The following is a 20563-nucleotide window of genomic DNA, read 5'->3' on the forward strand; positions in this document are numbered from 1 at the left end:
CGAAAAATCTGTCAGAGCGCAAGTGTATTTAGGATTGTGACCACATTACCAATTGGTCACTCGTTGTCAACCGAGCTTCATTGGGCTAAGATGGGAAAATGACTAAACAGATGAATGAAACTCCTTCCAGGGGACCTTCCGACCACAGTGTCCGCGATCAGGTCGTCGACGCGGCCACTGAGCATTTCGGTCACTATGGCTACGAAAAAACAACGGTTTCCGACCTCGCCAAAGCAATTGGTTTTTCAAAAGCTTATATCTATAAATTTTTCGATTCCAAGCAGGCGATTGGAGAAGTGATCTGCGCTAATCGGCTGGCGATCATAAGGGACATTGTCAACGCAGCGATTGCGGATGCGCCGACAGCCGCAGAGAAAATAAGGCGATTATTCAAGGCATTGTCAGAATCTGGCTGCGATTTATTTTTTCATGACCGTAAGTTGCACGATATTGCGGCCGTTGCTGTGCGTGACAAATGGCCCTCAGCACAAGCTCATGAGCAGCACCTGCGGCAGCTCATTGAGCAGATCATTGTTGAAGGGCGCCAGGCAGGTGAGTTTGAAAGAAAAACGCCACTGGACGAGGCGGCGGATGCGATTTTTATGGTCATGCGTCCCTATATCAGCCCGGTTCAGCTGCAATATAATTTGGAAACCGTCCAAGCAGCGGCGGTATTGCTGCCATCACTGATCCTGAGAAGTTTGTCACCCTGATGTTGTGACCATTGACAATAATGGTCACAAGTATAAGTATGGGTTCCTGTCCTGTTCAATTCATTAAGGGAACCCATGCTCGGACTTAAACCTGTCACCTTTGCTGTCTGTCTGTTGCCGTTTGCCCTTGTGGCCTGCGGTGAGGCTTCCGATAACCGCGATCCACGCAGTCTGCCACCTCTGGTCAGGTCTGCCGCAGCGATCAATGCAACCGACTTTTCCCGTGCTTTTACGGGGGTGGTGGTTGCACGAATTCAGAGCGATCTTGGTTTCAGGGTTCAAGGCAAAATCCTGGAACGTCTCGTCGATACCGGTCAGGCCGTGAAACGTGGTCAGCCGTTAATGCGTCTGGACCCGGTTGATCTGAGCCTACAGGCTCAGGCTCAGCAGCAGGCCGTCGCCGCAGCAAAAGCGCGAGCCCGACAGACAGCGGATGATGAATCGCGTTATCGCGGTCTGGTCACCACAGGCGCTGTGTCGGCATCCGCTTACGATCAGGTTAAGGCTGCCGCAGAGACGGCCAGGGCTGACCTCAGTGCCGCCAAGGCGCAGGCGAATGTGGCGCAAAACGCCATGGGCTATGCAGTCCTGGTCGCTGACGCCGACGGAGTGGTGATGGATACGCTGGCCGAACCTGGTCAGGTGGTCACCGCCGGACAGCCAGTTATCAGACTGGCGAGGGCAGGACAACGCGAAGCGGTCGTCCAGTTGCCTGAGACGCTGCGCCCGGTAATTGGAAGCGTGGCACAGGCCTCTCTGTACGGCAGCGATACCCCCTCTGTTTCTGCGAAGCTACGGTTACTCTCTGATGCAGCCGATCCGCTGACGCGCACGTTTGAAGCAAGGTACGTGCTCGACGGTCCATTGTCTGGTGCCCCTCTGGGGTCCACTGTCACCATCCATATTGCGCAGAACAGAGCATCGCAGCCGTTGCTGCAGGTGCCTTTAGCGGCTGTTTTTGACGCGGGTAAAGGCCCGGGGGTCTGGAGCATTTCAGGAAATCCCGCCAGAGTGACATGGCGGTCCGTGCAGGTCGTGAGCCTCGGGGATGATGCAGCAAGCGTCACCGGCAGTCTTAAGCCTGGCGAACAGGTCGTGGCGCTGGGCGCTCATCTACTGCATGATGGTGAAACAGTCCGGCTGGCGAAGCAGAGCGATATCCGTGTCGCCGGGAGTCGTCCATGAGTCGCGGACGTTTCAATCTTTCCGCGCTCGCCGTCCGCGAGCGCTCCGTTACGCTGTTTCTTATCCTGTTGATCACCGTTGCCGGTATTCTCTCGTTCCTTGGGCTGGGGCGCGCAGAAGACCCGCCTTTTACGGTCAAGCAGATGACCATCATTTCCGCCTGGCCTGGAGCAACGGCTAAGGAAATGCAGGATCAGGTGGCCGAACCGCTGGAGAAGCGTCTCCAGGAGCTCAAGTGGTATGACCGCACAGAGACCTACACGCGTCCCGGTCTGGCTTTTACCATGCTGTCATTGCTGGACAGCACTCCCCCCGCAGAGGTCCAGGAAGAGTTCTATCAGGCGCGCAAAAAACTCAGCGACGAGGCTAAAAATTTGCCGGCAGGGGTGTCTGGACCGATGGTCAACGATGAGTTTTCGGATGTTACGTTTGCGCTCTTTGCGCTGAAGGCAAAAGGAGAGCCACAGCGGCTACTGGTGCGCGATGCCGAGTCATTACGCCAGCGCTTATTACATGTTCCCGGGGTAAAAAAGGTCAATATTATCGGTGAGCAGGCCGAGCGGATATTTGTCTCATTTTCCCATGACCGTCTGGCAACCCTGGGGGTCTCTGCCCAGGATATCTTTGCAGCCCTGAACAACCAGAACGTGCTGACACCTGCGGGCTCGATAGATACCCGTGGTCCGCAGGTTTTTATCCGTCTGGATGGGGCTTTTGACACACTGGAAAAAATTCGTGAAACGCCGATTGTGGTGCAAGGGAGGACGCTGAAGCTTTCCGATGTGGCGACGGTCGAGCGTGGCTACGAAGATCCGGCGACCTTTATGGTGCGTAATCAGGGCGAACCTGCACTTCTGCTGGGTATCGTGATGCGTGAGGGCTGGAATGGTCTGGAGCTGGGTAAAGCGCTGGATAAGGAAGCCGCCAGCATCAATGCGGACATGCCACTCGGCATGACATTCGTAAAAGTCACCGATCAGTCAGTTAACATCAGTTCCGCCGTAGATGAGTTCATGATCAAATTTTTCGTCGCGTTGCTGGTCGTGATGGTGGTCTGCTTTCTCAGTATGGGTTGGCGTGTGGGTGTGGTGGTCGCTGCTGCTGTGCCCCTGACGCTGGCTGTCGTCTTTGTGGTCATGGAGGCGTCAGGTAAAAACTTCGACCGTATTACCCTGGGCTCGCTCATCCTGGCCCTGGGGTTGTTGGTGGATGACGCCATCATTGCCATTGAAATGATGGTGGTGAAAATGGAGGAGGGGTACGACCGAATCAAAGCCTCAGCCTATGCATGGAGCCACACTGCTGCGCCGATGCTGGCGGGCACCCTGGTGACGGCCGTTGGCTTTATGCCCAACGGTTTTGCACAATCCACGGCGGGTGAATATACCAGCAATATGTTCTGGATTGTGGGAATTGCATTGATTGCCTCCTGGGTGGTGGCAGTGGTGTTTACCCCTTACCTTGGGGTGAAAATGCTGCCGGATATCAAAACGGTTCAAGGGGGGCACACCGCTATCTACAACACCCGCGGCTACAACCGTTTTCGTCAGTTGCTGGCGCGGGTCATCGCGCGAAAATGGTGGGTCGCGGCTTCTGTCGTCGCGGTATTCACCGTTGCGGTTCTCGGCATGGCGCTGGTGAAAAAACAGTTTTTCCCGACGTCTGACCGGCCAGAGGTCCTTGTGGACGTCCAGATGCCGTATGGCACGTCCATTGAACAGACCAGCGCCGCCGTGACGAAAATTGAGGACTGGCTGAAGCGCCAGAAAGAAGCAAAAATCGTGACGGCTTATATCGGGCAAGGGGCACCACGTTTTTATCTCGCCATGGCACCGGAGCTACCCGATCCCTCTTTTGCGAAAATTGTTATCCTGACGGACAGTGAGGGATCCCGTGAGGCGCTCAAGTTCCGTCTTCGCCAGGCTGCGGCTGATGGACTGGCTCCTGAGGCGCGAGTTCGCGTGACCCAACTGGTGTTTGGCCCCTATTCACCCTATCCGGTTGCCTTCCGTGTGACAGGATCAGATCCGACGGTATTACGAGGCATCGCGGACAAGGTGAAAATGGTGATGCAGGCCAGCCCGCTGATGAGAACGGTCAACACGGATTGGGGCTCACGCGTGCCAACGCTGCATTTCACCCTGAATCAGGACCGCCTGCAGGCAGTGGGGCTGACGTCAAATGCCGTGGCCCAGCAGCTTCAGTTCTTGCTTTCGGGTGTTCCGGTCACCGCGGTGCGCGAAGATATCCGTTCGGTGCAGGTCGTGGGACGCGCTGCCGGCGATATCAGGCTTGATCCGGCGAAAATAGAGGGTTTCACCCTGATCGGTTCTGCCGGGCAGCGTATTCCGTTATCGCAGGTTGGCGAGGTCGAAGTGCGCATGGAAGACCCGGTCCTGCGACGTCGCGACCGTATGCTAACCATTACCGTGCGAGGCGATATCGCCGAATCCCTTCAGGCACCTGATGTCTCCACTGCGATTTTCAAACAACTGCAGCCCATCATCGCAACGCTTCCGAATGGATACCGGGTTGAACAGGCTGGCTCTATTGAGGAGTCAGGGAAAGCGACCCAAGCGATGGTGCCGTTATTCCCTATCATGATAGCCATGACATTGCTGATCATTATCCTTCAGGTGCGTTCGATGTCGGCGATGGTGATGGTCTTTATGACCGCACCGCTGGGGCTGGTCGGTGTAGTGCCAACTTTGCTGCTCTTCAACCAGCCCTTTGGCATCAATGCGCTGGTTGGTTTGATTGCCCTGTCAGGGATCTTGATGCGCAACACGCTGATCCTCATCGGGCAGATTCATCACAACGAGCAGGAAGGGCTTGAACCCTATCATGCGGTCATTGAGGCAACGGTACAGCGCTCCAGGCCTGTACTGCTGACGGCGATGGCGGCCATTCTGGCCTTTATCCCGTTAACCCACTCGGTATTCTGGGGAACCCTGGCCTATACCCTGATAGGCGGGACACTGGGTGGGACCATTATTACGCTGGTGTTCCTGCCTGCTATGTATGCCATCTGGTTCCGGATAAAGAGCCCAACGGCAACCTTGCCAACCGAAAACCATTCCACGTCTGAAGGATTAAAAAATGTCTGAACATAAAGCCGTTCTGATTACCGACGTTTCATCAGGCATTGGCGGGGCTGCCGCCTTGGCTTTTAAAGCCAGAGGTTGTCAGGTATTTGGTACCGTCAGGGATATCAATGGCGCTTCGCCGTTGAATGGCGTTGCGCTGACAGAAATGGATGTTCGTCATTTAAGAAGCATGCCTAAGCGGGAATAAATTCAAGCCGATAGATGTGCCAGTTGTGCAATACGGCGCAACTGGCATGATTTTGATAGTACCGTAAGATATTTTTTCGTTTTCCAAGCGGACCTCGCGCATAGCGCGCTTCTCCTATAGATTGAAGCAACCTAATGACGTATAAAGCAAAGCAGTCAACCTCCGAGGCCGCTTCCCGTGATAAAAATTGTCGTGTATCTGATTATCGCCGTGACGATCGCCATTATTGCGGCAAGAGTCATCTTTCGTTTGCCGGATATTTCGCAGCGTTCGCCGCAGGCGGCGTTGCCGGCGGATCCTACCGCGCTATTGCCGGCGCGGGCCGCCGAACAGATGGCGGCACATCCCGGCCTGAGCGGCGTGGTGCCGCTGGTCAGCGGCCACGATGCGTTCGCCAGCCGCCTGGCGCTGGCGCGGATGGCGGAAAGGTCTATCGATGCCCAGTACTATATCTGGCATAACGACACCTCCGGGCAGATCCTGCTGAAAACCTTGTATGACGCCGCCCAGCGCGGCGTGCGCGTGCGGCTGCTCTTGGATGATAACGGCGTCGCCATGGACGAGACCCTGGCGGCGCTGAACGCCCAGGAAAACGTCGAGATCCGTCTGTTCAACCCCTCAACCGTGCGCACGCCGAAGTTGGCCGGCTACGCCTTTGACTTTATGCGCATGAACCGGCGCATGCATAACAAGTCTTATATCGTCGACGGCGCTGTGGCGATCATCGGCGGCCGCAACATCGGCGACGAGTATTTCCAGGTCGGCGACGAAAACTATTTCCTCGATCTCGACGTGTTGAGCGTCGGCAACGTGGTGGCGGAAACCGCCGAGGTCTTCGATCGCTACTGGAACAGCGCTTCGGTGTTTGGCGTTGAGCAAATTATCCGAGGCAAAGGCAATCTTTCTGCTTTCCTGACGCAGGCCACCGCGACCGAAAGCAGCGACCGGGCCCGCAAACTGGCGGTGCAGCTGGAAACCAGTGCGGTGCGTTTTCGCGATGGCGCCGTGCAGCCGGAATTCACTCAGGTCGAGCTGGTGGCCGACGATCCGGCGAAAGGGTTGGGTAGGGCTTCGCGCGATCGTTTGATGGTGACGCAGCTCAGCAAGATCATCGGCGGCGTCAACCAGCAATTGGATCTGGTCTCCGCCTATTTCGTGCCGGGCCGGGAAGGGGCAAGCTTTTTTGAATCGCTTGCCAAACAGGGGAAGTCCATCCGCGTGCTGACCAACGCGATGAACACCACCGACGTGCTGGTGGTGCATGCGGGCTATGCCAAATACCGACGTGAGCTGCTGCAGGCGGGCGTGGAGCTGTTCGAGTTGAAATTGCGCGCCGGCCAACCGACGGGGCGCAAGGAGCTTAAACCGCTAGGGTTGTCCGGCGCGGCGCTGCACGCGAAAACCTTCGCCATCGACGATAAGCGGGTGTTTATCGGTTCGTTCAATTTCGATCCGCGCTCGGCGCACCTGAACTGCGAAATGGGATTCTTGATCGACAGCCCGACGTTGGCGGCCGACACCCGTCAACTGTTTGATGGCCCGCTCGAGTATGCCGCCTATCGGCCGACATTGACGCCCAAGGGCAAAATGGTGTGGAACGAAGCCTTCGAAGACGGCCACACCGAGGTGCATCAACAAGAGCCCGGCGCCGGCTGGGTAAAACGCATCGTTCTCACCGTGGCCGGCTGGCTGCCGATCGAGTGGATGTTGTAACGGCGGCGAATGCCGCCGCCACCCGTTGAGTCAACCGTTGCAAGGGAACCTCACCCGCGATGATTGCGATGAGGCGCGCATCCTCAAACAGGGCGAGGGAGGGCACGGATTTGATGCCGAACGCAGGGGCGAGCGTCGGCGCCAGCGCGACGTCAATGCTGCCGAAGGCGATCTCGTTGGCGTGACGGTGCAGCTGTTCAACGATCCCCTGCATATTCTGGCAGGGGCGGCACCAGGATGCGGAAAAGTAGAGGATGGCCCGCTGCCCCTCGGGTTTGTCTGCGTCATAGAGGAAACGGGTCACCGCATGGGGCTCCGCCAGGTTCGTGATCGTCATGGCAGGCTCCTGACGATCTCCATCCCCATCCAAAACATCGTGACGATTTGTGTGAAAAAGAAAGCGAAGCGCCAGGTGGCGACGTTTTCTGTCTGCTCGAAACCGATGTGAACCAGGCTCTGCGCCATGCGCGCGCCGAGCAGGACCAGAGACAAGACATTCAGCGTGGTGCTTTCCACCTGAAATACGGCTATCGCCACAACGAGGGCCGTATAAACCGGCAAATTCTCAATGCAGTTGCGATGCGCCGCAATGGCGCGCTGGTAGCCATCGCTGCCCTGCGGTTTGTTCGCTTGCCATTCGCTGACCGTGGCGCGGCCGGTTAAAATTCTGGACCAGCGATAAACGCCGACGGTGCCGAATAGAATCAATAATGTCCAGCCGGCAAACGCCAGCAGCACCAGGGTTGGCATATTCATAACGCATTCTCACTTGTGTAGGGGAAGGCCGACGGCCTCAGGGGGAGCCACTTGGCATGAATACAAGGTTATATTAGATTTATGTAAATTAGCAATATCTAATTTAAATAGTGCTAATATAATGCTGTGCCAGCGTCTGAAAGCCGCTATAATGCGGCTGAATGATGACGGGGCCGTGATTGACCATGAATGCAAAAGCTAGCCAAGATCCCTTTCTGATCGAAGGGGCGATTGAAGCCGCCAGGCTGTTGAAAGCGATAGGCAACGAACACCGCTTGCTGGTGCTTTGCCTGCTATTGAAACACGATGAGATTGCCGTGGGGGAGCTACAACAGTTGGTGCCGCTCAGCCAATCGGCGCTGTCGCAGCATCTGGCGAAAATGCGCAATGAAGGTCTGGTAACGTACCGACGCGAAGCGCAAACCCTGTTTTACCGCATCGATGACCCAAACGTGGCGAAAGTGATCGCCACGCTCAGAGAGATTTACGCGCCGAAGTGAACAGGGCGTTGATCGCCGGCCGAGATTCGCTTATCGGTTGGCATCTGCATCACCAGAGAGTTTAAAAGTAAACAACGCCGTTTCATGAACACGGCCCGGTGTCCAGCAGCTGCGTGCGATGGCGCTTTTGGTGTCGCGATAGAACTCTGGGGTGCCCGTCAGCACGATATTTCTGGCTTTACCCTTATCATCAACATCAAACGTTGCGCTCACTTCGCCTTCGCGTTTTTCTGCCTTCGCAGAGGCGGAATAGTGTGGCCGCTCATAAAAAACTTGTCCGTCGCATCCCAGGTTAGGCGGTTGCTTTGCCGTTGGAACATCGCTGCCTGCACGCCAGGCATAAACGCAATCATTCACCGCACTGGCTTTTTCACAGCCATCAGGCTGCATTGGCACGCAGCCGGCAAGTGCCAGGCTCAGCGGGAGGAGGGGGAGTCGTGACATGGCATTTCCTGCATGACTTATCAATCAGATAACGTATATTTTCGCTGAGCGTAGAGTATTTGGAAAGAGAAATGATGCAGCGTCTGTCGATATAAATCGGCCGTGTTTTTCGGCAGAGTGATAAAGCAGAATTTATTGGATTTTATTTTATTGAATTATATTTTTTATATTATTTACCGATAAAGATTACTGGCGTTTTTAATTATTTCCCAAGGCAGTAAAATCGGAAAAAATGACCGATTGGATTATTCTTTTCTGTAGCCACTTCGGCAGAAACCAAAGGATATTCCGCCATGCGCATGATGAAAGCCGCCGCCTTTATCGAAAAGGGGCGAATAGAACTCATTGAAAAACCTATTCCTTCCCCTGGCCCCAACGATGCCTTGCTCAAAATAACCACGACGACAATCTGCGGCACGGATATTCATATCCTCAAGGGGGAATACACGGTGCCGCGTAGGTTGACCATTGGCCATGAGCCGGTCGGCATTATTGAAAAGTTGGGAAGCAATGTTAAAGGCTTTCAAGAGGGGCAGCGGGCATTGGCTGGGGCTATTTGCCCCTCTTTTACTTCCTATTCATGTCAGGACGGCTTTCCCGCGCAGGACGGTTCCTATTTACCCGAATGCCGCTGCCATGGCTATAAAGCCACGGCGGGTTGGCGCTTCGGCAACGTTATCGACGGCACTCAGGCTGAATATGTCTTGGTGCCTGATGCGGAAGCTAATCTGGCGCTCATCCCCGACGGTCTGACGGATGAACAGGTGCTGATGTGCCCGGATGTGATGTCTACCGGTTTTAAAGGCGCGGAAAATGCCAACATTAAAATTGGTGACACGGTGGCCATCTTCGCCCAGGGACCGATCGGTTTATGCGCCACTGCGGGCGCTCGCCTGCAGGGCGCCAGCCTGATTATTGCCGTCAGCAGCTCTCCCGAAAAGCTGATGATGGCGGGAAAGATGGGGGCAAACGTCTTGCTGAATTACAAGGAAACCGATGTGATTGATGAAATATTCAAGATTACGGCGGGGCGTGGTGTGGACGCCAGCATCGAGTGTTTGGGGACGCAGGCCACCTTTAATCAGGCGCTGCGTGTCTTAAAACCCGGTGGCACATTGTCCAGCCTTGGCGTCTATAGCGACGATATTCAATTGCCTGTCGAGGCGTTTTCCTATGGGCTGGGCGATCATACGATTCGTACGGCTCTGTGTCCCGGCGGCAAGGAACGGATGCGCAGAATGATGAACGTCATCCAGCATGGCGGTTTGGATCTCACACCGTTCGTGACGCATCGTTTTCAGTTGGAGAATATTGCCGAGGCTTATCATATGTTCTCTGAAAAGCGCGATGGCGTAATTAAGTTGGCGATAACGCCGTAACTGTGCAACACAGGATGAATCTGGCGCAGCGACTGCAGCGACCGCAACCGCTGCGCCTGGTGTTACCTGCTTATCGTCTGCTGCAGCGCCTGAACGGAAGAGGCGATGCCGGCATCGACCGACATGGTCAAGTCTTCCATTTCCAGCGACACCCAGTCGTTGTAACCCATCATGCGCACCACCGAGAAGAATTCCTTCCACCACTGCAGATCCCGGCCGCAGCCGACGGCGACATAGTTCCAGGCCCGGCCGGCCACCTCGTCGATCGGTTTGGTTTCCAGCAGTCCGTTAACTTCGACGACACCGCGCTCCAGGCGCACGTCCTTGCCGTGTACGTGGTGAATCGCGGGGCCAAGGGCGCGGGCCACCGCGATGGGGTCCGCGCCCATCCAGATCAAATGGCTGGGATCGAGGTTCAGGCCCACCATCGGGCCAACGGCCTCGCGCAGCCGGAACAGCGTTTCCGGGTTCCACACCAGCATGGCGCTGAAGTTTTCCAGCGCAAAGCGCTCAACGCCGCACGCTTTGGCTCGGGCGACCAGCGCCTGCCAATAGGGGATCGCCACCTCATTCCATTGATAGTCCAGACAGTTTTTCACCGTCGGCGGCCAGCTGACGGTATAGGTGATCCAGTTGGGGACGGTGTCATGCGGGCTGGCCGGCGGCAGGCCGCTCATCATGACGATTTTCTTCACCCCCAGCAGGCCGGCCAGCTCCAGCGTATTGTCGGTTTGGCGCAGATGGCGCTGCCCCAGCTCGCCCGGATCGAGCGGATTGCCGGAGACATTGAGCGCGGCGATCTCCATGCCGCGGCTGGCCAGCGCTTGCTGCAGCTGCCGGCGTTTGGCGGGGTTGGCCAGCAGTTCCTCGGTATCCAGATGGGGCGCCGGGGACCAACCGCCGGTGGTCATCTCCACGCCGCGCACCCCCAGCTCCAGCAGCCGATCCAGCATCGGCTCGAAGGATAAATGGCCCAGGCTGTCGGTACAGAACGAAAGTTTCATGGTGCTTTCCTTATTGGTAATTAACCCAGGTGGCGCCGTTGTCGGCGGAACGAACGCAGTTTTCAATCCAGCGCACGCCTTCCAATCCGGCATCGATATCCGGATAGATCAGCGCGGCCAGCGTCTGCCGATCGCCGCGCTGACTGGCGCTGATGGCGATGGCGAACTTGAGGTAAATATTGGCCCAGGATTCGGCTAGCCCTTCGGTATGCAGCGCGCCGAGCCGCTCTTCTGCCAGCGCGCTGTCGTCCAGATAGGGCATGCCGTGGTGCAGCGTTTGGTTGGGCCGCCCCTGGATCTCATAGCGCAATTCGCCGGGCGTGGAATCGCTCCATTGCAGGCTGGCGCGTGAGCCCACCACGCGAATGCTTTGGCTGTCCATCGCGCCCGCATTGATGGCGGAGGCCCACATGCGCCCGACGGCGCCGTTTTCGTAGTGCATCAGCACCATGGCATTGTCTTCCAGCGGGGCGCGGGAAGGGATAAAGCTCTGGCGATCGCACAGCAGGGAGGCAATTTTCATATCGGGCATGACCAGCTGTGAGATGTAGAAGGTATGGGTGGAAATGTCGCCCAGCACAAAGGAGGGGCCGGCGATTTTCGGATCGACGCGCCACTTTTGCGCCTCGAACGTGTCCGCGCTTTCGTTGGCGTTGAAGCCATGGGTGTACTGCAATTCGACCATGCGTATTTCGCCGATGTCGCCGTTCGCGATCATGGCGCGCATCTGCATCAGCAGCGGATGCCCGGAGAAGCCGTAGGTTACGCCGACGATCAGGCCTTTCTCCGCCGCCAGCGCCTTGATTTCTCTCGCCTCCGCCGTAGTGAAGAACAGCGGTTTTTCGCAAATGACATGCAGGCCGGCATTCAGCGCGGCGCGCGTGATTTCATAGTGGGTGCCGTTAGGGGTGGCGATGGTCACCACCTCAACGCCATCTTCGCGGTTGGCCTCTTGTTTCAGCAACTGCTGATAGTCGTCATAGCAGCGTTCGGCGGGCACGCCGAGATTGACGCCAAACTCACGCCCGCGCGCCGCGTCGATATCAAAAGCGCCGGCAACCAGCCGATAGGCGGTATTGTCGCGCAGTGCGCCGGAACGGTGCTTGTAGCCCACCTGACTGAGGCGGCCGCCGCCGATCATCGCCCAACGCAGCGGGCGAGGGATGCTTCTTTCACCATTTAACATGCTGACTCCTGACACTGTGGCTTTGCACTCGGGTGCAAAGCGGGTTGAAAAAGAGAGTGGCGACGGTTTATTTCTGGTTCATCTGCGCAAATTGCGGGTAGTTTTCTCGCGTCACGGTGGCATAAGGCACCCAGTTGTAAGACTCGGTTTTGGCGTGATCCAACATCGCTCGGGTCACTTGCACCGCGCCGATCGCCTGGGCTTTGGCATCCTGGAAAATGGTCACCGCCAGGTCGCCGTTTTTGATAAATTGCAGGCCGTCGGGCGTGCCGTCGATACCGGCAACCCGTACGCCGTTCTTTTTGGCCTGCTTCAGCGCCATGATCGCTCCGATGGCCATCTCATCGTTGTTGGCGGCGATCGCATCGATCGGTACGCCGTTCAGCAACCAGCCGGAAACCACGTCGACCGCTTCATTGCGTTGCCATTTCGCAGTCTGTTTCTCTACCACTTTCAGCTCTTTGTGTTTGGCGATCACCGCTTCCACCGCGCGGGTGCGCTCGCGGGTTTCTTCGTTGGAGAGGGCGCCCATCAGGATCGCCACGTTGCCGCGGTAATTCATTTTTTTGGCTAGGGCCTCCATCTGCAGGCGGCCACTGAGCGCCGAGTCGGAGCCGACGTAGGCCGTCGCGCCGCTCAGCGGCACTTCGGGTTTGCGGTTGACGAAGATAAGGGGGATAGCGGCGCGTTTGGCGGCCGCTATCATCGGCTGGACGCCTTGCGTATCGACCGGGTTGAGGATAATGGCGTCCACGCCCTGATTAATCAGATCGTCTACCTGCTGCACCTGCAGGGCGACATCGCCTTTGGCATCGACGAACTGGCCTTGCAGCTGCTGCGCAGCCAGTTCACGCGCCATTTGGCTGCGCAGGATGGAGACGAAGTTGAGATCGAAATTGGCCAACGCCACGCCGACCTGATAGCTCTTGGCCTGAGCGGTCATGACAAACAGCGAGCAGGCTAACATCAACAACAGTCTGGTTTTTTTCATTACGGTATCCTGTTGAGAAGAGAGGTGTTATGTAAAAACAGTTCTTTTGCAACCGGGTGCAAATCAGAAGAAAAAACCGCGATGAGTCTCTGAATGCCACCGTGAATGTCGGCCATGAAGAAAATTTGGTCAACAGGGGAAAGGTGAAAACAGCGCGGACGATCACAAACTCTTTACGGCTTGCACCCGATTGCACAACAAATTGCAATCGGGTGCAAAAACGGGACATAATCGCAGCAGGTATGCCGGCAGGCGCTTAGGGGATCTGAGCGAGCAGGGTATAGTGTGACTTCACCGAAGCAGGGATCGACGCAACCATGATAAAACACCACAAAGCCACCGCCAGCGACGTCGCCGAAAAGGCCGGCGTCTCTAAATGGACGGTATCGCGCGCCTTTACGCCCGGTGCGTCGATCTCGGACAACGCGCGTGAAAGCGTATTGGCGGCGGCCGCCGAGCTGGGCTATCGGCCAAACCTGCTGGCGCGCAGCCTGTCGCAAAAACGCACGCACATCATTGGCGTAGCCATCGACGAGATGAAGAACCCGCATTCGATGATGATGCTCGATATGGTCACCAAACAGCTGCAAACTCGCGGTTATATGGCGCTGCTGCTGAACATCACCGCGGGGGAAAACTACCGGGCGGTGATGGCGATGGCCGATCAGCTGCAGGTCGATGGCATTCTGTTCCTGGCGACGGTGTTAACCAAAGAGTGGGCGGCGATCGCGCAAGATCTGCATCAGATCCCGCTGGTGCAGGTGTGCCGCAATACGGAAAGCGAACACATTGATGTGGTCAATATCGACGGCTACCGCGCCGGCGAAGAGATCGCTGCGCTGCTGATAGAGCAAGGGCATCGGCGCTTTGGTTACATGAAGGGGCCGGACACGCAAAGCAGCCATTTGCTGCGCATGGAAGGCTACCGCGACAGGCTGATGGCCGCCGGCTTTCAGCTGGATCGGGTGCTCACCGCCGGCCACTACGATCGCCAGCGCGGTTTCCAACTGATGAGTGAATACCTGCAGGCAACGCCGGAAAGCGAGCGGGTTGAGGCGCTGTTCTGCGAGAACGACGTGCTGGCGCTGGGGGCGCTCGAAGCGCTCAGGCAAACGGCGCCGTCGTCCGCGATGGCCGTGGTGGGCTTCGACGATATCGATGAGGCCGGCTCAGCCAACTGGGCGCTGACCAGCTACAGCCAACGCATCGACCGACTGGTCGAAGAAGCCTTGAATCGCCTGATCGACAATCGCGCCACGGCAGACGGCGCCTGGCGGCACGGAGAATTGCGGGTTCGGCGGTCGCATGTGAAGCAAGAGGGAATTCAGATCGCTGATTGAGTTCATGGCGGATAATATTTCCGCCATGCTAAAATTATGGAGTTTCATCTGGCACAGAGATAAGCCAGGGTGTAGCAGAGCCATTTTTTATGGCCTCAAGATAATTTTCCACCATAATCTGATTTTTTTCAGACATTTCACAAAATATTACCAGTTGGCCGAATAGTTCAGTGTCATCATTGATTTCATCAGGAATTACTTCCGGAACGAATGTAATAGCGCGTTTAGACAACGTTCGCACGGTGAATTTTTTGCCAAACTCAGGTTGGCTATCAAACGCATTAACGCCTATTTCAAGTAAATTCAAAGAGGGTGAATAGATGGCATACCATGATTTTTGGTAGCAAAAAATCCCACCTTTAAATTTTGGCATTGCTTTGAAATTAATTGTGTTTTCCGTTTTTATTCGCTTTATGGCAGTTAATGTATACTTTTTCGTTGAGTACAGTTCCTTGAGAAAAATGGCAGCACATAAAAAAACAAAGCCTGCTGAAAGAAAAGAAAATATGGTAATCAGAATGCCAGTGGCAGAAAGATCTGAATTGAGAAGGAACATTATCGTAATAGCGACAACTAGAAATAAAGCTATATTTATCAACCCATCTTTTTTTGTTATGTCCTTCCTGAATTTCACAATGAAATAAATTACTGCAGCAAAGACTAAACCATAAAAAAAGAGTAATGACCGATCGGGCATGATTCCATTCGCCAAAAAATTGATATTGCGTGTAATTTATAGTAATGGTTTAAAATAAGCAATATCCGGTTTGATTTTCAACCGTTACGACAGGAATCACATCCGCTTAAATCTGAACCCCTGTGTGAGTTTCTTGTCTCCAGATTTCACGTAGCGCGATCAAAAAGGAGGGCATGTTGACCCATTTTGCAGAGTGGCTTAGCCAAATTCAGGCGCTTGAGGTTGAACTGCACCAGCCAACGACGCGCTGCGATCCGAAACGTGTCGCGGCATTGTTGCATGAAGACTTTGAAGAGATTGGTCGTTCAGGGCTGCGCTATGACAAGCGCCAGACCGTTGCGGCGCTGGAGATGGAAACGGATTATCCGCAGATTGTCGCCGAAGCTTTTAAGCTGGCGCAAATCAGCGAAGGCGCCGTGTTGCTGACGTATAAAAGTTTTCAGCGTGACGCACAGGGCCGCGCCGTTCGTTGCACTGAGCGCTCATCGATTTGGCTCCTGAAAGATAAAGAGGGTTGGCAGATGCGATTTCATCAAGGTACGCCGACTGATGATTGATTGCGTTTAAAAGCGGCGAGTGACAGTAAGCCTGGCGGGAAAATGGAATGTCGGAATGATAACGTTGAAGGTGAGGCGAGAGATGATGTGCAGGGCTAATCCCGGTGCGTATTCAGTATTTCAATTTAACATAATATACATTATGCGCACCTAAGTGGTGATATGTGGATTCTGCCGTCCAGGCCTGATTACTTGGGGTTTCTCCTGCGGCCAACCAGGCCAGCGCAGCGCCAACTGCTCATGCCGCTGAACAAATTCGTTTTTCAACCGGCCATAAGCCGCCGGGTTTTGCCGGCTGTCTTCTGCTGCCTGACGTTTGATTGCCGCATATTGCTGAGCAACATCATGATGCTTGCGCAGATAATCTCTGAACGCCAAATGTCTGATCACCTGTTCACTTCCTGCAGTAAATGCATGATTGCCGTTTCCCTTGATGTAGTAACGCCTGCCGGCTATGCCGTTCTCGCCGCGCGGCGTAGATCTCATATCATGCATCCTGTCATTCAAACCATCCAACGCCGCCAGGCTTTCAACTTCTAGCAAGATATCAATCGCTGGTTTGGCCGGCAGCTCCTGCTGATGAATTGCCGTTAACATGCCGGCCAGTATGCGCTCTGTCATTTCCTGCCCCAATAATGATGACTGGGCATAGTTTTCTATGGCGCCTACCTGCCGGTATTGGCCAGAAATCCCCTGCTTTTTTTGATCGCGCTACGTGAAATCTGATAAAACGTGGCGGCTACGATACTGCAGATTTCACCCAAACGCGTCACTTAAACGGGCAGTATTTGCACGCTAAATGCGCATTGGCGCGCGTTTGATCGCTTTCGGCACGCACCTCGGCGTTGGCTATACTGAATGGGAACATTCCTCCTCGCTCCAGGAGCCTCCCCATGTTTGATCATGTGAAATTTGGCGTCAGCGACTTTGCCCTCAGCAAAGCGTTTTTCCTCAATGCGCTGGCGCCACTGGGCGTAAAAATCGTTGCCGAAGGCGACCCCGGCTATGGCATTGAGTTGTGTCCCGAACGGGGTAATGTGTCATTGTGCCTGTTTCAAACCGATGAAAAGCCGGCGCATCTGCACCTGGCATTTGCCGCAAGCAGCCGTGAGCAGGTCGATGCGTTCTACCACGCCGCGCTAAACGCCGGCGGCAAAGACAATGGCGCGCCCGGTTTGCGGCCCAATTACCATGCCCATTACTATGCGGCATTTGTGATCGCCCCGGATGGCCACAATATCGAGGCGGTTTGCCACAACCCGATGGACTAATGATTTTTCTAGTTAAAACAGTCTGTTAATTATGACCTCACACACTCTATTTAACATAACATTGTGATGCTCGCTAACCCTGTTCTGGCCGCCATTCTTCATATTTCCAGTAAAGCGGATGGTGATCCGTTACTTTGGCAGCCCCATCGCGGAGTAAAATATTCTGTAGGCTGATGTCATTGACGCTGCTCTTCCCTACTCTCCTTATATCTGAAGTCCCTCAGCCTTCAGTATGGCGTACCTGACGACGAATAACTTGCGGCGGCTGCCCAATCGTACGAATAAAAGCGCGTCGCATACGTTCTCTGTCGATAAATCCTGTTTGCCTGGCGATCTCATCCAGCGAACTGTTGCTCTCCTCTAACATCGCCCGCGCCGATTCCAGCCGCAGATACTCAACGGCCCTTGCCGGCGACTGTCCGGTTTCCGCCTGAAAGATACGGCTGAATTGACGAGGCGACAGATTCGCCACGTCGGCCAGTTCTTCAATATTTAGACGACGGTCCAGATTGCGGCGCGCATAGGTCAGCACCTTCTGAATGCGATCGGTTTTCGGTTCCAGCTCCAGTAGTGACGAGTACTGCGATTGCCCACCCGTGCGGCGATGGTAAAGCACCAGTTTTCGCGCTATAGACCGGGTGATATCGGGGCCCAAATCACTTTCGATCAACGCCAGAGCGAGGTCGATAGCCGCTGTCATCCCTGCTGATGTCCAGTACGGACCATCGCAGACAAATATCCGGTCTTCTTCAACCTGTATCTTCGGGTAGCGCTGCTTGAGTTCCCGGGCATACATCCAGTGCGTGGTGGCGCGATGTCCGTCCAGCATTCCGGCTTCCGCAAGCAAAAATGTCCCAATACACGCTGCTGCGACCCGACGGGCGAATGGCGCGGCGCGGCGCACGAACGCGATGGTATCGGGTGTCGCCTTTTCCATACTGGCGCCAAACAGCAAAACATCGTAATGCGTTTCAGTAAAGGCTTCCGTCACCACATCGAAGCCCGCGGATGTGCGTAACGCGCCGCCATTTTCCGAAAGCAAATGAATGTCATAGACCGGTTCCGGCAACACCATATTGGCGACTTCAAACGCGGTAATAACCGCAAAGCCCATCGGCGAATAACCGGGTGTGAGGATAAAACCGACTCTGCGCATATAGCGGACCCATCATAATCCAATGTCATAAAAAGGTGTTTATATGACATTTAAGACATAAAATGCGAGTGTTATTGTGCTCATCATTGAAAACAACCACCCTGGAGAAAAACATGAGCACATCATCAAATGGCACCGCCCTGGTGACCGGCGCTTCAAGCGGCATCGGCGCACTCTATGCCGACAGACTCGCTAAACGCGGCTACGATCTGATCCTTGTGGCGCGCAATACTGACCGTCTGGAACAGGTTGCCCAACGGATCCGCGATACTCATCATCGACAGGTCCGTATTATCGGCGCGGACCTCGGTAACCCGCAGGAACTACGCCATGTGGAAGAGCTACTGCGTAATGAAACGTCACTGACTATGCTGGTGAATAATGCCGGTTTTGGCGCCGTAACGCCGCTTCTGGATTCGAATGTTGATGAAATGGAAGCGATGATTAACCTCAACGTCACCGCGCTGATGCGTTTAACTTATGCGGCTGCACCGGCAATGCTCGCTCGCGGAACGGGAACAATCATCAATATCGCGTCTATCGTCGCGATTAGCCCGGAAACCCTGAATGGGATTTATGGCGCAAGCAAAGCCTTTGTGCTGGCGTTCAGCCACTCTCTGCAGCACGAGCTCGGGGATAAAGGGATTCGCGTTCAGGCCGTTTTACCCGGCGCGACGGCGACCGCGTTCTGGAATGTGCCAGGCGTAGGCGGCCATGAAAATCTGCCGCAATCCTGGGTCATGAAAAGCGAGGAGATGGTCGATGCCGCGCTGGCAGGTTTAGATGCCGGTGAAACGGTGACCATCCCGCCATTGCAGGACGGTGAAGAATGGAATGCCTGGGAGGCCGCTCGGCGTACCATGAGCCAGCATCTCAGCACTGCGCAGCCGGCCCCGCGTTATCGCCGTTAAGGCACGTCCATTCATGACTTCTGATGTTCCAAAACCGCCTGAGGGATATTACGAAAGCTTATCGCCAGGCGGTTGTAGGCGTTGATGAGACTGATAGCCAGCGTAAGGTCACATACCTCTTCGTCGCTGAAATAGCGCCGCAAATCTGGCACGTGTTCACGCCGGTTTGATGAAGGGGCAATGAGCGTCATATATTCAGCCCAGGCTAACGCCGCGCGCTCCTTTAAAGAAAAAATGCCTTCGGTACAGACCCATCCCTGGAGCGCCGCCAGTTTCTCAGCGCCGACGCCCTCTTTCATCAACATACGCGTATGCAAATCAGTGCAATACGCGCAGCCGTTAATCTGGCTGACGCGTAAATTAATGAGATCGCGCAGTCGCTCGTCCAAACCGCAATGACAGAGGTAATGGTCAATGGCGCTGAATGCCTGGACGCCAGCGGAAGACGTCCGGGTGTAATCAATTCGGACGCCCATTTATTACGGCTTACTGTCTGGCGTGGTGAGCTGAGTATCTTTGGTGTCCACGACAAATACCGCCAGTAGTTTCGCCGGTTTGGTTTTGCTGGCGTTACGGCTGACAACATGGTGCGCGCCAGGATCTTCATACCAGCTTTCGCCTGCCCGATAAGTCCGTTCAGGTTGACCTTCGACCTGACTGATAATATCGCCTTCCACGACATAGGCGTAGATAAATGAAGAAGGAGCATGCGTATGAGATGCCGATGCAGCGCCCGCAGGATAAAGGACTTCGACGGCAGTAAGCGATTTACCCGGAATGTTGGGGATCGCATGCGAAAAATTCGGTTTAACCGTCTCGCCTTGCCCCTGTGGTTCAACGCCATGCGCCAAAACGGTTGTTGAGAAGATCATTCCGACAGCGGCTACTGCGGATAAAAATGGATTTCTGCTTATCATATGACGGGCTCCTGACTGGAGTTGTTAAGCTTGCAGGTGTGACGCCGCGCGATCGCCACGTCACAACACGCAATATCAGGGTTTTTGCGCTTCCTGCGGTACATTGCGGAAACTGATAGCCAGACGGTTATAGGCGTTGATTAAGCCTATCGCCATCGTCAAATCCGCCAGTTCCTTATCTTCGAAAACGGCAGATGCCGCCGCAAAGGCTTCATCCGGAACATGCGTTTCAGAAACCCGGGTGACGGTCTCGGCCCAGGACAGCGCCGCCTTTTCACGCGCGGTAAAGACCTCTCCGGCTTCCTCCCAGACTTGCACCAAAGCAAGTTTGACGGGGCTGAGACCTTTCTTCAGGAGATCGCGTGTGTGCATATCCAGGCAATAAGCGCAGCCGTTAATTTGGCTGACGCGCAAATTAACCAGTTCCACGAGCGTATTCTCCAGGCCACATTGCGCGACGTAGGCATAAACCCCACCGAGCGCTTTAACCCCTGCCGGAGAAGTTTTAGTATAATCAATGCGTTGACTCATTTTTTATTTCCTTTATCG

The 20563-nt window shown here is 55.1% G+C and carries 23 protein-coding genes; 11 read left to right on the top strand and 12 right to left on the bottom strand.

Annotation, left to right across the window (positions count from 1 at the left end; genetic code table 11):
* Positions 1-98 precede the first annotated feature (98 nt).
* The 5 genes from J0F90_RS12130 (at position 99) to J0F90_RS12150 (ending at position 6905) form a co-directional block, all read left to right on the top strand.
* Entirely contained in the window at positions 99-713 is a 615-nt protein-coding gene (locus J0F90_RS12130; RefSeq protein ID WP_033640327.1) for a TetR/AcrR family transcriptional regulator, read from the top strand.
* Positions 714-788: 75 nt separating this feature from the next.
* Positions 789-1898 (top strand): efflux RND transporter periplasmic adaptor subunit, encoded by a 1110-nt coding sequence (locus J0F90_RS12135; RefSeq protein ID WP_033640326.1) that lies wholly within the window; start codon positions 789-791, stop codon positions 1896-1898.
* Positions 1895-5005: an efflux RND transporter permease subunit gene (locus tag J0F90_RS12140; RefSeq protein WP_033640324.1), complete on the top strand. Its 3111-nt coding sequence runs from the start codon at positions 1895-1897 to the stop codon at positions 5003-5005. Before J0F90_RS12135 ends, J0F90_RS12140 begins: the two co-directional genes overlap by 4 nt.
* Positions 4998-5192 carry a Rossmann-fold NAD(P)-binding domain-containing protein gene (locus J0F90_RS12145; RefSeq protein WP_126186462.1) on the top strand — a complete coding sequence of 65 codons (195 nt, stop codon included), beginning with the start codon at positions 4998-5000 and terminating at the stop codon, positions 5190-5192. The genes J0F90_RS12140 and J0F90_RS12145 overlap by 8 nt, the downstream gene beginning before the upstream one ends.
* A 177-nt stretch (positions 5193-5369) precedes the next feature.
* Entirely contained in the window at positions 5370-6905 is a 1536-nt protein-coding gene (locus J0F90_RS12150) for a phospholipase D family protein (RefSeq protein WP_033640323.1), read from the top strand.
* On the opposite strand, the gene J0F90_RS12155 is transcribed toward J0F90_RS12150, so the two are convergent.
* Positions 6865-7242: a thioredoxin family protein gene (locus J0F90_RS12155; RefSeq protein WP_042706934.1), complete on the bottom strand. Its 378-nt coding sequence runs from the start codon at positions 7240-7242 to the stop codon at positions 6865-6867. The genes J0F90_RS12150 and J0F90_RS12155 overlap by 41 nt on opposite strands.
* Positions 7239-7661 carry an MAPEG family protein gene (locus J0F90_RS12160; protein ID WP_033640320.1) on the bottom strand — a complete coding sequence of 141 codons (423 nt, stop codon included), beginning with the start codon at positions 7659-7661 and terminating at the stop codon, positions 7239-7241. Before J0F90_RS12160 ends, J0F90_RS12155 begins: the two co-directional genes overlap by 4 nt.
* 185 nt (positions 7662-7846) lie before the next feature.
* On the opposite strand from J0F90_RS12160, the gene J0F90_RS12165 reads away from it, so the two are divergent.
* A complete protein-coding gene (locus tag J0F90_RS12165; protein WP_033640317.1) occupies positions 7847-8161 on the top strand; it encodes an ArsR/SmtB family transcription factor in 315 nt (104 codons plus the stop codon).
* A gap of 30 nt (positions 8162-8191) precedes the next feature.
* On the opposite strand, the gene J0F90_RS12170 is transcribed toward J0F90_RS12165, so the two are convergent.
* On the bottom strand, positions 8192-8605 hold the full coding sequence (locus tag J0F90_RS12170; protein WP_072009664.1) for an energy transducer TonB: 414 nt from the start codon (positions 8603-8605) through the stop codon (positions 8192-8194).
* A gap of 293 nt (positions 8606-8898) precedes the next feature.
* Between J0F90_RS12170 and J0F90_RS12175 the strand changes: the two genes are divergently transcribed.
* Positions 8899-9984, top strand: coding sequence for an NAD(P)-dependent alcohol dehydrogenase (locus tag J0F90_RS12175; protein WP_033640314.1), 1086 nt, complete (start codon positions 8899-8901; stop codon positions 9982-9984).
* A gap of 62 nt (positions 9985-10046) precedes the next feature.
* On the opposite strand, the gene J0F90_RS12180 is transcribed toward J0F90_RS12175, so the two are convergent.
* The 3 genes from J0F90_RS12180 to J0F90_RS12190 form a co-directional block, all read right to left on the bottom strand.
* On the bottom strand, positions 10047-10988 hold the full coding sequence (locus J0F90_RS12180; RefSeq protein ID WP_033640311.1) for a sugar phosphate isomerase/epimerase family protein: 942 nt from the start codon (positions 10986-10988) through the stop codon (positions 10047-10049).
* 10 nt (positions 10989-10998) lie between these two features.
* Entirely contained in the window at positions 10999-12174 is a 1176-nt protein-coding gene (locus J0F90_RS12185) for a Gfo/Idh/MocA family protein (protein WP_033640308.1), read from the bottom strand.
* A gap of 67 nt (positions 12175-12241) precedes the next feature.
* Positions 12242-13165 carry a substrate-binding domain-containing protein gene (locus J0F90_RS12190; RefSeq protein WP_033640306.1) on the bottom strand — a complete coding sequence of 308 codons (924 nt, stop codon included), beginning with the start codon at positions 13163-13165 and terminating at the stop codon, positions 12242-12244.
* Positions 13166-13482: 317 nt separating this feature from the next.
* Between J0F90_RS12190 and J0F90_RS12195 the strand changes: the two genes are divergently transcribed.
* Positions 13483-14505, top strand: a complete 1023-nt coding sequence (locus J0F90_RS12195) for a LacI family DNA-binding transcriptional regulator (protein ID WP_033640304.1) — start codon at positions 13483-13485, stop codon at positions 14503-14505.
* A 34-nt stretch (positions 14506-14539) separates the two neighbouring features.
* Here the strand turns inward: J0F90_RS12195 and J0F90_RS12200 are convergent, their stop codons facing one another.
* Entirely contained in the window at positions 14540-15202 is a 663-nt protein-coding gene (locus J0F90_RS12200; RefSeq protein WP_033640302.1) for a hypothetical protein, read from the bottom strand.
* A gap of 176 nt (positions 15203-15378) precedes the next feature.
* Between J0F90_RS12200 and J0F90_RS12205 the strand changes: the two genes are divergently transcribed.
* Positions 15379-15759 (top strand): nuclear transport factor 2 family protein, encoded by a 381-nt coding sequence (locus J0F90_RS12205; RefSeq protein ID WP_033641413.1) that lies wholly within the window; start codon positions 15379-15381, stop codon positions 15757-15759.
* Positions 15760-15909: 150 nt separating this feature from the next.
* Here J0F90_RS12205 and J0F90_RS12210 read toward each other — a convergent pair whose 3' ends face one another.
* Entirely contained in the window at positions 15910-16380 is a 471-nt protein-coding gene (locus tag J0F90_RS12210; RefSeq protein WP_050072205.1) for a GrpB family protein, read from the bottom strand.
* A 272-nt stretch (positions 16381-16652) separates the two neighbouring features.
* On the opposite strand from J0F90_RS12210, the gene J0F90_RS12215 reads away from it, so the two are divergent.
* Positions 16653-17030: a VOC family protein gene (locus J0F90_RS12215; RefSeq protein WP_016927710.1), complete on the top strand. Its 378-nt coding sequence runs from the start codon at positions 16653-16655 to the stop codon at positions 17028-17030.
* Between the two features lie 220 nt (positions 17031-17250).
* On the opposite strand, the gene J0F90_RS12220 is transcribed toward J0F90_RS12215, so the two are convergent.
* Positions 17251-18186 (bottom strand): GlxA family transcriptional regulator, encoded by a 936-nt coding sequence (locus tag J0F90_RS12220; RefSeq protein ID WP_033640301.1) that lies wholly within the window; start codon positions 18184-18186, stop codon positions 17251-17253.
* Between the two features lie 113 nt (positions 18187-18299).
* Here J0F90_RS12220 and J0F90_RS12225 point away from each other — a divergent pair, with 113 nt between their 5' ends.
* Positions 18300-19097: an SDR family NAD(P)-dependent oxidoreductase gene (locus J0F90_RS12225; protein ID WP_016927707.1), complete on the top strand. Its 798-nt coding sequence runs from the start codon at positions 18300-18302 to the stop codon at positions 19095-19097.
* An 11-nt stretch (positions 19098-19108) separates the two neighbouring features.
* On the opposite strand, the gene J0F90_RS12230 is transcribed toward J0F90_RS12225, so the two are convergent.
* The 3 genes from J0F90_RS12230 to J0F90_RS12240 form a co-directional block, all read right to left on the bottom strand.
* Positions 19109-19573 (bottom strand): carboxymuconolactone decarboxylase family protein, encoded by a 465-nt coding sequence (locus tag J0F90_RS12230; RefSeq protein WP_033640300.1) that lies wholly within the window; start codon positions 19571-19573, stop codon positions 19109-19111.
* A gap of 3 nt (positions 19574-19576) precedes the next feature.
* Positions 19577-20014, bottom strand: a complete 438-nt coding sequence (locus J0F90_RS12235; protein WP_033640298.1) for a cupin domain-containing protein — start codon at positions 20012-20014, stop codon at positions 19577-19579.
* Positions 20015-20089: 75 nt separating this feature from the next.
* Positions 20090-20545 (bottom strand): carboxymuconolactone decarboxylase family protein, encoded by a 456-nt coding sequence (locus J0F90_RS12240; protein WP_033640296.1) that lies wholly within the window; start codon positions 20543-20545, stop codon positions 20090-20092.
* Positions 20546-20563: the final 18 nt, after the last annotated feature.

This window comes from Serratia marcescens subsp. marcescens ATCC 13880 (assembly GCF_017299535.1).
In the GTDB taxonomy this organism is placed as follows: domain Bacteria; phylum Pseudomonadota; class Gammaproteobacteria; order Enterobacterales; family Enterobacteriaceae; genus Serratia; species Serratia marcescens.